A 13,172-nucleotide genomic window follows, 5' to 3' on the forward strand; every position below is an offset into this window, starting at 1 on the left:
AATGCTCTGTTACATTCTCAGGCTGGTGAATTAGTTTGGTTTTATTTATCCTCAATGATAGGTCAAAAGTGAGAAACTGGGAATAATTTATGAATGGTGTCCTAAACGTATTTGGCAAGTTGTTTCGATTTTTAAACGGTATTCGAAAAATCATTTTGAATGTCATTTTTTTCGTCTTGCTTGCCGTCCTAGTCGGCGTCTTTATGAGCGGCGAAGAGCCGGTTGAAGTGCCTGAGCAAAGTATGCTGGTGCTGAACCTGAACGGCATTCTAGTCGAAGAGTATACTTGGGTTGATCCCATTGATAAATTCGTCAACAACAGCCTTGGCTCAAGCGACACCATTCCTGAGGTGTTGGTGAGCGACGTTCTTGAAGTACTTGAGCAAGCCGCGACCGACGACCGTATCGGTGGGGTTTATTTGAGTCTTGAGTCATTTTTGGGGGGCGGTTTAAATAAAATGCAAACTGTCGCGGCTGCACTCGAACAGTTTAAAACCTCTGGCAAGCCAATTTACACCTACGCGGACTACTTCAGCCAAAATCAATATTACCTAGCCGCCCATGCTGACCAAGTTTACCTCAACCCACTTGGCGGGATGATGCTTGAAGGCTATGGTGCTTATCGCCTGTATTTCAGCGAAATGCTGGAAAAACTTAAAGTGACCACCCATGTATTCAAAGTCGGTGCGTATAAATCAGCGGTTGAACCCTATACTCGGACCAGCATGTCTGATGAAGCGCGCGAAGCAAACAGCCAAGTCTACACTGCCCTGTGGGATGCTTTCCTTGCTGATTTGACCCAACAGCGTGATATCGATCCATTGTTCTTGTCAGGACGATTGGCTGATTTCCAGACTCTTGCTGAAGCAGCAGGAAACGATCTTGCGCAACTGACGGTGAATGCGGGTCTAGTGGATGGATTAAAAACCCGCGAGCAATTCCGTAATGAAATGATCAACCTAACCGGCTTGGACGAAGATGAGGAGAGCTGGAAGCGTATTGGCCATAGCGCCTACCTCGTCGCGCTGGAACAAAGTGAGTCAGCTGAGCCCGTTACTAGCGCTGAAGACCAAGCCAAGGTTGCTGTTGTTGTTGCCCGTGGCGTCATTATGGATGGTTATCAGAATCCAGGTAGTATCGGGGGCGATAGCACTGCTGAGTTGCTCCGTGAAGCGCGTTTAGATGACCAAGTCAAAGCGGTGGTATTACGCATCGACAGTCCAGGTGGAAGTGCCTTCGCCTCAGAGGTGATTCGGCAAGAGCTGCTCGAGTTACAACAAGCCGGTAAACCAGTGATTGCCTCAATGAGTTCAGTGGCAGCATCTGGTGGCTACTGGATTGCAGCAAGTGCCGATGAGATTTGGGCAAGTCCGCACACCATCACAGGTTCAATCGGCGTTTTTGGAATGTTCTTCACGCTTGAAAACAGCCTTAAAGAAGTTGGCGTGTATAGTGACGGATTCCACACCACTGAGATGCCAATGATGGATTTAGCTCGGCCTATTCCTGATGGCGCCAAGCAGATTATCCAGCTTAGTATCGACAAAATTTATACCGATTTTGTCAGCATGGTCGCAGCAAGTCGTAACATGACCTATGAGCAAGTTCATGCGGTTGCCCAAGGCCGCGTGTGGACCGGTGCCAAAGCGCAAGAGCTCGGCTTAGTCGACCGTTTAGGCGACATCGATGATGCGATTGCGGCGGCAGCGAGTAAAGCCAACCTCGAAGATTATCGCGTCGAAGTGGTCGAGCGTGAGTTATCGGGTCGTGATAAGTTCATCGCCGATCTATTCGGTGAAGCCCAAGCTTGGTTACCACAACGTCCGCAAACAGCTGACCCTATTCGCCAGCAAGTGATGCAGGTATGGCAGCATTTAGGAGACTTGTCTAACTTCAACGATCCAAATGGTGCCTACGCACTATGCGAGCTCTGTCCGATCGAATAAGACTCATGTACAATGGCTGGAATCATTCCATCAACCAGCCATTGTCATAGCGATCTGATGCAGAAAAAAAGAATTTACGTTGCCTACACCGGCGGCACCATAGGAATGCAAAAATCGGCGCAAGGCTATATCCCTGCGCCGGGTTTTTTAACTGAGTGCGTGAACACCATGCCGGAGTTTTTTCGTCCTGAAATGCCGGATTTCACCATTCATGAGTATGCTCCTCTGATGGACTCCTCTGACATGAGTCCGCGCGATTGGCAGCGTATTGCCGAAGATATTGCCAGTCACTATCACGACTATGATGGATTTGTCATTTTGCATGGCACCGACACCATGGCCTACACCGCCTCGGCGCTCTCTTTCATGTTCGAGAACCTAGGCAAACCCGTCATTGTTACCGGGTCTCAAATACCGCTCGCTGCGCTGCGTTCTGATGGCCAAACCAACCTATTGAATGCGTTGTACATTGCCGCAAATTATCCGATTCATGAAGTGAGTTTATTTTTTAACAATCAATTATTCCGTGGTAATCGCGCGACCAAGGCAGATGCCAATGGCTTTAATGCCTTCGCCTCGCCCAATTTTCAACCGCTGCTGCAGGCGGGTATCGAAATTAAAGTACAAGCGGGTGAACTTGCGCCACCGAGCCCGAAACCTCTCACTCTGCACGCTGTTACGCCACAGACCGTCGTGGTCGCGACCCTATACCCGGGGATTTCAGCAGCACTCATTGATAACTTATTACAAGCTCCCACTAAAGCCCTGATTATGCTTTCGTATGGGGTCGGCAATGCGCCCCAGGATGCGGCCCTACTGGCAAGTATTAAACGCGGCATTGAACGTGGCGTTGTGGTGTTAAATCTGACTCAATGTTTTAAAGGCAAAGTGAATATGGAAGGCTATGCAACAGGTAACGCGCTAGCTGAGATTGGCGTGATCAGTGGCTTTGATATGACGGTTGAAGCCGCCCTGACCAAATTACACTTTTTGCTATCGCAACAGCTTAGTCAAACTGAAATTAATCAATTACTACAACAAAATTTGCGTGGTGAGCTCAGCCACTAAACCGCGCTAAATAACAACAAGGATTCGACTATGGCTCTTAAATCGCCGGCTTTTTCGTCGCGCATCGGCTTTATTCTAGCGGCAGCTGGATCAGCTGTTGGGGTCGGAAACATTTGGGGGTTTCCAACCCAAGCAGCAAGCAATGGCGGCGGCGCCTTTTTATTAGTTTACCTCGCGATGATCGCGATTCTTGCCTACCCTATGCTGGTTGCCGAGTTAACCATAGGGCGGATGCGTCAACAAAACCCAATTGAAGCCTTACGAGCCTTAAGCGATCGTCCATTTTGGCGGATGTTTGGCGCCGTATCGGGAGTTATTGGACTGCTGGTGCTATCCCTCATCCTAAGTTTTTATGCCATCGTTTCTGGCTGGTTGCTGGCATTTATGTTTGCGCCGATTGCTGAATTGATGGGTTTTACCACTGCTGCGCAATGGCTGACTGAGTTTAGTGTTCAGCGCAACATGGTGATGATGATTTTGTTTATGCTGCTGACGATTCATGTCGTGCGCTCGGGTGTTACCGATGGTATCGAGCGCTGGTCGCGACGTTTGATGCCGATGCTGTTTGTCTTATTGATTGTCATGGTCGCCTATATCCTTACACTGCCCGGCGCCACCCAAGGGCTAGAGATGTACCTGAAACCTGATTTCAGTCGTGTTACCGATCCTAACTTGATCATTCGAGCGATGGGCCAAGCGTTTTTCTCACTCTCAATCGGGGTCTGCTGCATGATGACCTATGGCGCTTATTTGTCACGCGATGAGAACTTACCCAAAACGGCAGGTTGGGTCGCCGGTCTCGATAGTTCAGTGGCATTTCTAGCCGGACTTTTAATCCTCCCTGCCATGTTTGCTGCGCAAGAATTGGGGGTCGTTATTTATGACGCGCAAGGGCAACTGCTCTCGTCTGATACTTTGGTCTTTAGTGTGCTCCCGGCAATGTTTCACTCTATGGGTGCGGTCGGTCATTGGGTCGCCCTCGCCTTTTTTGCACTGATGGTGATTGCCGCGATTACTTCTTCTATTTCCATGCTGGAAGCGCCGGTTAATGCGTTGCGAGAAGAAACCAATCAGCCACGCCACAAAAGCGCATGGATTGTAGGATTTGTCATCGCCGTTGTCTCAGCCGTCATCATTTATAATTTTGAACAATTGTTCGGTGCCGTGATCACCCTCACCACTGTCTATATGCAACCGCTACTGGCGTTAGTGTTTGGGATCTTGTTAACCTGGGTATTACGCCAGCACCTACTCCTTAAAGCACTGTCTGAGGGTGCGCCCGAAATGGCTTCGAGTTTGTTCTGGAAGATTTGGCCTTGGTACGTGAAATTTATCTGTCCAGTCCTGATTTTACTGGTCATTTGGCGAGGCTAAGATAAAAAAAGCTCGGGACCAATCCAAATTGTCCCGAGCATAGGGGAATGGCTCGTAAAGAGCCGTGCGCTAACTCGATTGATGTCGAGGGTAAAGTTCAGTTTAGACAAGATTTGTACGATTGCTAATTTTTTGTGCGATTTTTCGCCAATTTTTTTAGCTGCGTCTGAATTTACTGCGCACGTTTGAATAATTGATAAAAGTTATTGCGGGTTACTGCCGCTACCTCTGCTACCGAAACGCCTTTAATTTTTGCCACCCAAGCCGCCACTTCCGCAACGTAAGCAGGTTGATTCTGCTTGCCGCGATGCGGAACAGGTGCAAGCCATGGACTATCAGTTTCAATCAACAGGTGTTCAAGCGGAACCGCCTCAACTACTTGCCGTAACTCTTTGGCACTATTAAACGAGACAATTCCTGAAATCGAGATATAAAAGCCTAAGTCAGCAATCGCTGCTTCAGCCATGGCAAGACTTTCTGTAAAACAATGAAGCACACCACCACAACGCTCGGCTCGCCCTTCACGCAAAATGGCCAACGTATCCTCACGCGCATCACGGGTGTGGATGATAAGCGGTTTATCTAGTTGATTTGCTAGTTGGATGTGGGTTTGGAAACTTTCTTGCTGTTGCGCTTTGCTCTCACCGTCGTAGTAATAATCAAGGCCGGTTTCGCCAATCGCCACGACTTCTTCAGCGCGCGCATACTCGCTCAATTGAGCAACTGAATACGGATGCTTGGCAACGTAGAGTGGATGTACGCCGCAACTGATATTAACTTGCGGATATTGTGCAACCAAATCGCGCATACCGGGAAAGTCCTCAAGGGTAACCCCAATACACAGCATCCGCTCTACTTTTGCTGCCGCAGCCTGCTCTAATAACCGCTCAAAGTTATTCTCAAACTCGGCTAAATCAATTTTATCTAAGTGACAATGTGAATCTACAAACACAACGACTCCTCTGTGTTTTACATCGTAGCGGTTGGCATCGCTGATTCGCCGAGGTGCCCTAACATCGTCTCAATACGGTTACGCAGATGTGATTTGTCATCGACAAATTGCACCCCCACGCCGCGTTCGTCGGCTCGACCAGAGCGTTTCGGCGCTAACCAGACGACTTTACTGCGAACCAGAGTATCCTCGGTATCAGCCGGTAACCGCAGCACCAGTTTGACTTCATCACCAAGCTGATAGTTATCATCGGTGGCAATAAACAAGGCACCACCCTTGATAAAAGGCATGTACAGGCGCCGTAACTGCTCTTCAGACTCGATTTTTAAGCGTTTCGTACTCATGACATTACCTCGCGCGCCAAGCACTCCAAAGATTCTCGAGTAATAAGCTATGATTCAAACCACTCTGTTCGAGTAGTTGTCGCCGTAAAGCATAACATGCTTGCAGCTGCCGCTGCAGTGTTTCACTATCCCAATTCGCCTGCTTAAGCTGCTCATGCAGTTGCGCCACTGCTGTTGTTGGCTCAGCCACACCTCGAGTGCTGCGGATTAACTCCATCAATACGTACTCTGAGGCCTGCAGCCACAGCTCCACATCAGTTTTACTCGGGCTTGGCCAAGGACCATGGCCGAGCCATGCTTCAGCAAGTGTTGCAGTGGCCTCACTAAGGCTCGGTATAGTCGCTGCTGAATTCGACTCTGGTTGGTTGATTCGATTCAGTAAAGTGAGCGGTTGGTCACGATAGAAACTGATCTGTGCAGCTTCCTCGGCGCTCAGTGATCGACCCAACTCTTGTTCCAGCCATTGCCCTATTTGCGCCTCAGTTAAACTAGTTAATTGGTGTCGTTGTAAGCGGCTCAGTAAGGTTGGTAAAAGCAAGCTGGGGCGCTCTGCAGCGACCAATATATAGGTATCAGGCTGCGGTTCCTCAAGTGTCTTCAACAGCGCATTGGCTGCTTCAGTTGTCATTCGGTCAGCATCCTCAACCCGCACGACTTTACTCCCCGACTGATGGGCTTTAGTTTGCTGTGCCACTATCAGTCGACGAATACTATCCACCCCTATCGCCTTGCCATCCTCGCTGCGAATCACCAGATAATCTGGATGGGTGCCCGCTTTGTATAATAAACAGCTTTTACAGCTGCCACAGGCGCGTTGCCGACTGTTTGAACAAAGGAGCAGTTGGCACAATTGTTCGAGCAACACAGCTGAACCCAACCCTGGCTGTTGCACAAAACAATGGGCATGGGCAAAGCGCTGTTGCTCCCAGTCCCGTTGCAACTGTCGCCATTTATCTCGCAGCCAAGGCATTTTCGGGTTAGGCAAACAAAGCCTCCTCAATAGTTTGAATCAATTGATGATGCACTTGTTGCATTGGTTGATTGGCATCAACCACATAAATATGAGGCTCCGCTTTAGCGATCTCGAGGTAACGCGTTCGGGTCCGCACAAAAAATGCTTCTTGCTCTTGCTCAATCCGGTCGAGCTCGCCGCGTTCCCTAGCTCTGGCGAGACCAAGTTTAGGATCAACGTCTAAAATAAGGGTACAGTCTGGACGAAAATCACCCAGTACTAACTGCCGCAACTGAGTCAGTTTTTCATCGCCTAGTTGGCGCCCACCGCCTTGATAGGCCCGACTCGACAAATCATGGCGATCGGCAACAACCCAAGTTCCAGCTGCCAGCGCAGGTTTAATCACGTTAGCAACCAATTGCGCCCGACTCGCATACATAAGCAGCAGCTCAGTTTCTGGGGTAATCTGCTCTTGCCAATCTTGTTTTACCAGCGCTCTGAGTTGCTCTGCTAACGGGGTACCGCCGGGTTCACGAACGGTCGTGACTTTCACCCCTTTGGCCCGTAGGTGCATCAGGATACTTGCAATCGCAGAGCTTTTCCCTGCCCCTTCAAGACCTTCAATAACAATAAACTTGCCCTGCATCAATTGCTCCGCTGACGTTGATACCGATCGACCGCTCGGTTGTGTTCACGTAGATTACGAGAAAAAACATGCCCCCCCTGGCCATCCGCAACAAAGTAGTAAAAATCACTGACCGCAGGCTTCGCCGCTGCAATCAAACTGGCCCGGCTCACCATGGCAATCGGTGTGGGGGGTAAATGGTCAATCCGATAGGTATTGTAAGGTGTCCAGGTCCGCAAATGTTGCCGAGTCAGGTTACCGTCAAAATCTTCGATGCCATAAATCGTTGTCGGATCAGATTGTAACCGCATCCCACTATGGATGCGATTAACAAACACGGACGCCACTAAAGCGCGCTCACCAGCTTGGCCGGTCTCTTTTTCGATGATTGAGGCAAGGATCAGTAATTCATAAGGATCGCTATACGGAACATTTGCGCTGCGCTCTTGCCACACCTGTTCAAGCGTTTGTCGCAATGCTTGATGCGCCTCACGCAAAATAACCGTCACCTTGGTATAAGGTTTGTAGGTGTAGGTCTCAGGCAACAACGCGCCCTCAATACTTGGGTAATCCGCCGCGCCAATTTGTGCAGCCAATTGTTCCGCACTCAATTCCGTTAATGCATTATCATCTAAGTAGGGTGCCTGGCGCAAAGCCTGTTGCCATTGCAACCAGGTTTGCCCCTCAATTAAGGTCACTTGAAAGCTTTCGCTTTGACCGGCTGCAATTTGCCGCCATAAATCAGTCATCGACTGCTCGGGACTCAGTCGATAAACACCCGCTTGGAGCTGATCAGTAAAACCGAGCAAGCGCGCTAAATAATATTGGATATCCGCATTGAAGCCGTCTACTTGGGGAGCGATTTGGGCGATGATTTGGCGGGCGCTTTGTCCCGGTGGAACTTCAATCACAAGGGGCTGGGCCGGATTAAGTGGCAGATACAAACTACGGTAGCTCACCACACCAAAGGTCGTTGCCAAAACAACGAGCAAGATCAGGGCTAATTTTGCGAAAGTTCTGAATCCCACCACTGCTGCAGTATCCTTTCTAGCTTCCCATTATCGAACAATTTACCAGCAAACTCTGAGACCACCCGTGGTCCTAATATACAGTTGCTCAAAACGAGTGCGTCCGCGCTTCGTATCGCGTCCACCGTCGTTTCACAAAACTCAACCGGACCAAGCACTTGCTGCTGTATTAATTGCTTTAAAGTCACCCCAAAGATACCACAGTTATCGAGTTGCGGGGTATACCAAATGCCATTGTTGCGATACAACACATTACTACTTGTTGCGGCAATCACGTGACCTGCTGAGTCGCAGGCAATAAGCTCATCAAGACCACGCATATCGCGCTCTCGACTAAGCCAAACTTGTTCAAGTCGATTAAGGGTTTTGAGCCCGGCAAAAACTGGCTGTTGGGCTAGTTTAAATTGCGCGAAATCAGCTTTGAGTTCGGTTTTAGTGAGATGACGCGGAGTAATTTCAGTTGCGGTGATATAAAAATTCGAACTCAGCCCGGCGCCGATACCGTAACCTCGAGCAGAATCGCCACGGGTCAGGATAATTTTGACTGCAGCACTACCGAGCCCGGCGCTCGCTCGCTTAACACAAGCTTGAATTTCATTTTGCGCAGGTAGCGGGATAGCAAGGCGTTCACTCGCCTCTTGTAGCCGCTGCCAATGGCTCGGCCACCAAATCATCTGCCCCTGTTCAACCCGCAGCGTAGTAAAGTGCCCGTCACCAAATTGTAGGCCACGGTCTAATTCACTTTGAGGTTGCTTTTCGCCGTTCATCCACATAGAAAAAAGGCGGAATGATTTGCACCATTCCGCCTCCGATCCGTCATCACTCTGAATTAGTCGTCAGCGTGATTCGTTACGTAATCGATCGCAGCTTGAACTGTTTTGATTTTTTCCGCTTCTTCGTCTGGAATCTCAGTTTCAAACTCTTCTTCTAACGCCATAACAAGCTCAACAGTGTCAAGCGAGTCAGCACCTAGGTCGTTTTCAAAAGAAGCTTCAGGTTTAACTTCTTCTTCTTTAACACCAAGTTGCTCAACGATGATTTTTTTAACGCGTTCTTCAATAGTACTCATTGTATTAAGTTCCCTTAACTTTAGGTCACGATCTCAAACTTCGGCTTAGTGTAGTGAAAGCAGCACCAATAATAAAGCAAAAAATGGTACTACCTGTTAGCACGCCACTAAACCATAGCCATTCCACCATTTACATGGATTGTTTCGCCGGTAATATACGCGGCACCAGCAGAGGCAAGAAACACCACTGCTGCGGCAATCTCTTCCGGTTGTCCCAAGCGCGCAGCTGGGATATTGGTAAAGATAGCCTGTTTCTGCTCTTCCGTTAAACTTTGCGTCATATCCGTATCAATAAAGCCCGGAGCCACACAGTTCACCGTGATTCCGCGTGCAGCAATTTCTTTCGCCAGCGATTTGGTAAAACCCACCAAACCGGCTTTTGCAGCGCAATAGTTCGCTTGCCCAGGGTTCCCGGTCGTCCCAACCACAGAGGAAATATTGATAATGCGACCATTGCGACGTTTCATCATCCCGCGCATCACCGCTTTTGAGAGTCGAAAAACAGACTTCAGATTAGTGTTTAACACATCATCCCACTCATCTTCTTTCATCCGCATCAGTAAGTTATCGCGGGTAATTCCGGCGTTATTTACCAGAATATCGAGTTGTCCATACTCTGCAGTAATCGCTTCGATCACACTATTGATGCTCTCGCTCTCAGCGACGTTCAAAACCATACCTTTGCCATTTTCAGCAAGATAGGTGCTGATCGCCTCAGCGCCATTGGCTGTCGTTGCGGTTCCGATAACGGTCGCACCCTCTGCGACCAAAGCTTGTGCAATTGCTTTACCAATGCCACGACTAGCGCCGGTTACCAGCGCAACTTGCCCTTTCATAGACATCCTCATTCCTCCGTTATCCAGCAAACTCAGAAAGGCTTTCGACGCTATTCAAAGCTTGCCCTACGAGTGATTTGTCGATTCGTTTCACTAACCCTGTCAGCACTTTGCCTGGGCCTACTTCATAAAATTCAGTCACCCCTTGCTGGGCCAGAAATGCCATCGTCTCAGTCCAACGCACGGGTGAATAAAGTTGGCGAACTAACGCATCTTTAATGGCGTCAGCTTGATGGTTAACGACCACATCGACATTATTCACAACTGGGATACTTGGCTCATTAAACTGGACCTGCTGTAGCGCCTCGGCAAGTTGCTCCGCAGCTGGACGCATCAAGGCACAATGCGATGGCACACTGACCGGAAGCGGTAGTGCACGCTTTGCACCGGCTTCTTTACACAAGGCAATCGCGCGTTCAACTGCTGCTGCGTGCCCAGCAATCACAACCTGGCCCGGCGAATTAAAATTGACCGCACTGACAACCTCGGTATCCGCAGCTTGCGCACAGGCTGCGCGCACGGCTTCATCATCTAAACCAATAATAGCGGCCATGGCGCCAGTCCCTGCGGGTACCGCAGCTTGCATTAATTCGCCACGCAAGGCCACGAGTCGGACCGCATCTGCAAAATCTAATACCCCGGCACACACCAATGCTGAGTACTCACCGAGGCTATGCCCTGCCATAAAAGCTGGCGCATGCACTTGATGTTCAGCAAGAACACGGTACAAAGCAACACTTGCAGTCAGCAGTGCCGGCTGCGTCCGCTGAGTTTCATTTAATTGCTCGACAGGTCCAGCTTGTACTAATTGCCAAAGGTCGTAACCAAGTACCGTGCTGGCCTCAGCAAAAGTTGCTTCGATTTGTGGATACTGAGAAGCAACGTCAGCTAGCATACCGACGGTTTGTGAACCTTGTCCTGGAAATATATAAGCTCGCATAATTAACCTTTCTGTTAGTATTCGATTAGGGCAGAACCCCACGCAAAACCGCCTCCAAACGCTTCAAGTAGAATCTTTTGTCCACGTTTGATTCGTCCATCACGGATTGCGACATCCAATGCAATCGGCACCGACGCAGCCGAGGTATTACCGGTCTCGGCCAAAGTGGTAACAACCTGCGCCATCGCTAAATTAAGTTTTTTTGCGGTCGCACGAATAATTCTCATATTCGCCTGATGCGGTACCAACCAATCAAGATCAGTCGGTTCCAAGTTATTCTTTGCCAGTGTCTCGATGACCAGCTCACTGAGTTTACTCACTGCCACTTTGAACACTTCATTACCGCGCATATACATCCAAGCTTCACCGAGCGAAGCTTCAATCGTCTGCTGTCGTGGTGCGTGATTAACACCAAGCAAGTCAGCAAATTCACCCGCGCTGTATAAGTGCGTTGAAATAATACCCGGGTTATCGCTTTTACGCAGCACTGCGGCACCCGCCCCATCACCAAATAAAATCACTGTGTTGCGATCATCAGGATGACACAAGCGGGATAAGGTATCACTGCCAATCACCAAGACATTTTTATAGGTGTTGGCGCGGATATATTGATCCGCGACACTCAATGCAAAAACGAATCCAGAACAGGCGGCAGCCACGTCAAACGCAGGAATATCGCGTTCTGTTAGCGCAGCCTGCACTTCACAAGCAACACTTGGAAAGGCTTTTTCGCCTGAGGTTGTGGCGACAATAATCAGGTCTAGTTGATCGGCGTCAAGATGTGCAGCATGAAGTGCTCGTCGTGCCGCGACTGTTGCCATACTCGCCACAGTTTCACCCGCACCGGCAATATGGCGCGCATGGATCCCAGTCCGTTCAACGATCCATTCATGGCTGGTTTCGACACGTTGTTCAAGATCCGCATTCGTCAAAATCTGCTCAGGCAGATAATGTCCCGTTCCGGCAATGTATGAAGGCATTGTAAATGGTTATTCCTGGGCCAGTAGGATTTGTTCAATCTGCTCGCGCACTTGCGCTGGCAGATCCTGCTGTGTCTCCGCTACGGCTTGCTCGATGGCGCTAAAAAATCCGCGCTCTGTTGCATTACCATGGCTTTTAATCACGACACCACGCAATCCTATCAGACTCGCTCCATTATAGTGGTCGGGCTTCAGCCAATCCCAAGAACGTTGCAATCTTCGATAAAACAATTTCACTAAAAAGCGCGTCAGCCAATGCTGTTCAATGTTCGCTTTAATATTACCGACCAACAGCTCAGCTAAGCCTTCGCAACTTTTCAACGCGACATTACCAACAAAGCCATCGCAGACAATCACGTCGGCTTTGTTAAGGAAGATGTCATTGCCTTCGATAAAACCAATGTAATTCAGCTCTGCTGCCTGCTGAAATAAATTCGCAGCAGCTTTGACGACGTCATTTCCTTTAATATCTTCTTCGCCCATATTGAGCAAAGCTATGCGAGGCTTATCGACAGCCAGCACTTGTTGCGCAGCAACTGAGCCCATCACCCCGAATTGGAACAGACTATCTGAATCGCATACCGGGTTCGCACCCAGGTCGAGAATAAAGGCCGTTCCGCCATCACGCTGCGGCAAAGATGACATTAATGCCGGTCGCGCAACTCCAGGTAGAGTCTTCAAGGTAAAGTAAGCCTTGGTCATGAGGGCGCCGGTATTCCCTGCACTCACGCACGCAGCAGCCTGCTCCGAGGCGACCAAATCGAGCGCGACACGCATCGATGAATCAGGTTTAGCGCGCAGCGAATAGCCCGGTTTATCCGTCATGGTGACAACTTGGCTAGCGTGTTGCAGACTGACTTGCGGATGGTCGGTAAGCTTAGCTTGAGCTAATAGTGGTTTGAGCTCAGCTTGATCGCCAACGACGATAAAGTGAACTTCTGGAAAGGTTTTAAGGGCACGTTTAAGTGCGCCAATAACAATAGAGGGGCCATGATCGCCCCCCATTGCATCAAGTGCCAGTGTGAGTGTGGCCATAATGCCTCACCGCAAAAGCTGGA

General features: G+C 49.4%; 14 protein-coding genes. 3 read left to right on the forward strand and 11 right to left on the reverse strand.

What is annotated here, in order from left to right; translation table 11 throughout:
• Window positions 1-89: 89 nt before the first annotated feature.
• The 3 genes from sppA to CWI83_RS02535 are packed head-to-tail and all read left to right on the forward strand — an operon-like array spanning window position 90 to window position 4,388.
• Entirely contained in the window at window positions 90-1,946 is a 1,857-nt protein-coding gene (sppA, locus tag CWI83_RS02525; protein WP_126825256.1) for a signal peptide peptidase SppA, read from the forward strand.
• A gap of 57 nt (window positions 1,947-2,003) precedes the next feature.
• Window positions 2,004-3,014 carry an asparaginase gene (ansA, locus tag CWI83_RS02530; RefSeq protein WP_126826037.1) on the forward strand — a complete coding sequence of 337 codons (1,011 nt, stop codon included), beginning with the start codon at window positions 2,004-2,006 and terminating at the stop codon, window positions 3,012-3,014.
• 30 nt (window positions 3,015-3,044) lie between these two features.
• Entirely contained in the window at window positions 3,045-4,388 is a 1,344-nt protein-coding gene (locus CWI83_RS02535; RefSeq protein ID WP_126825259.1) for a sodium-dependent transporter, read from the forward strand.
• A gap of 172 nt (window positions 4,389-4,560) precedes the next feature.
• Here the strand turns inward: CWI83_RS02535 and CWI83_RS02540 are convergent, their stop codons facing one another.
• From CWI83_RS02540 to plsX, 11 genes are all read right to left on the reverse strand, one after another.
• On the reverse strand, window positions 4,561-5,340 hold the full coding sequence (locus CWI83_RS02540; protein ID WP_126825262.1) for a TatD family hydrolase: 780 nt from the start codon (window positions 5,338-5,340) through the stop codon (window positions 4,561-4,563).
• A 17-nt stretch (window positions 5,341-5,357) separates the two neighbouring features.
• Complete coding sequence (locus CWI83_RS02545) at window positions 5,358-5,684, reverse strand: PilZ domain-containing protein (protein ID WP_126825265.1); 327 nt, start codon at window positions 5,682-5,684, stop codon at window positions 5,358-5,360.
• Window positions 5,685-5,688: 4 nt separating this feature from the next.
• On the reverse strand, window positions 5,689-6,669 hold the full coding sequence (locus CWI83_RS02550; RefSeq protein ID WP_126825268.1) for a DNA polymerase III subunit delta' C-terminal domain-containing protein: 981 nt from the start codon (window positions 6,667-6,669) through the stop codon (window positions 5,689-5,691).
• Complete coding sequence (tmk, locus tag CWI83_RS02555) at window positions 6,662-7,282, reverse strand: dTMP kinase (protein WP_126825271.1); 621 nt, start codon at window positions 7,280-7,282, stop codon at window positions 6,662-6,664. Before tmk ends, CWI83_RS02550 begins: the two co-directional genes overlap by 8 nt.
• Window positions 7,282-8,289, reverse strand: coding sequence for an endolytic transglycosylase MltG (gene mltG, locus CWI83_RS02560; RefSeq protein ID WP_126826039.1), 1,008 nt, complete (start codon window positions 8,287-8,289; stop codon window positions 7,282-7,284). Before mltG ends, tmk begins: the two co-directional genes overlap by 1 nt.
• Complete coding sequence (gene pabC, locus CWI83_RS02565; protein ID WP_126825274.1) at window positions 8,262-9,062, reverse strand: aminodeoxychorismate lyase; 801 nt, start codon at window positions 9,060-9,062, stop codon at window positions 8,262-8,264. Before pabC ends, mltG begins: the two co-directional genes overlap by 28 nt.
• Before the next feature lie 56 nt (window positions 9,063-9,118).
• A complete protein-coding gene (acpP, locus tag CWI83_RS02570) occupies window positions 9,119-9,358 on the reverse strand; it encodes an acyl carrier protein (protein ID WP_126825277.1) in 240 nt (79 codons plus the stop codon).
• A 107-nt stretch (window positions 9,359-9,465) separates the two neighbouring features.
• Window positions 9,466-10,200: a 3-oxoacyl-ACP reductase FabG gene (gene fabG / locus CWI83_RS02575; RefSeq protein ID WP_198677228.1), complete on the reverse strand. Its 735-nt coding sequence runs from the start codon at window positions 10,198-10,200 to the stop codon at window positions 9,466-9,468.
• Between the two features lie 13 nt (window positions 10,201-10,213).
• A complete protein-coding gene (gene fabD / locus CWI83_RS02580; protein ID WP_126825284.1) occupies window positions 10,214-11,134 on the reverse strand; it encodes an ACP S-malonyltransferase in 921 nt (306 codons plus the stop codon).
• A gap of 14 nt (window positions 11,135-11,148) precedes the next feature.
• Entirely contained in the window at window positions 11,149-12,114 is a 966-nt protein-coding gene (locus CWI83_RS02585; protein WP_126825287.1) for a beta-ketoacyl-ACP synthase III, read from the reverse strand.
• Between the two features lie 9 nt (window positions 12,115-12,123).
• Window positions 12,124-13,149, reverse strand: a complete 1,026-nt coding sequence (gene plsX / locus CWI83_RS02590) for a phosphate acyltransferase PlsX (protein WP_126825290.1) — start codon at window positions 13,147-13,149, stop codon at window positions 12,124-12,126.
• Window positions 13,150-13,172: the final 23 nt, after the last annotated feature.

It is taken from the genome of Pseudidiomarina taiwanensis (assembly GCF_003987435.1).
Lineage (GTDB): Bacteria > Pseudomonadota > Gammaproteobacteria > Enterobacterales > Alteromonadaceae > Pseudidiomarina > Pseudidiomarina taiwanensis.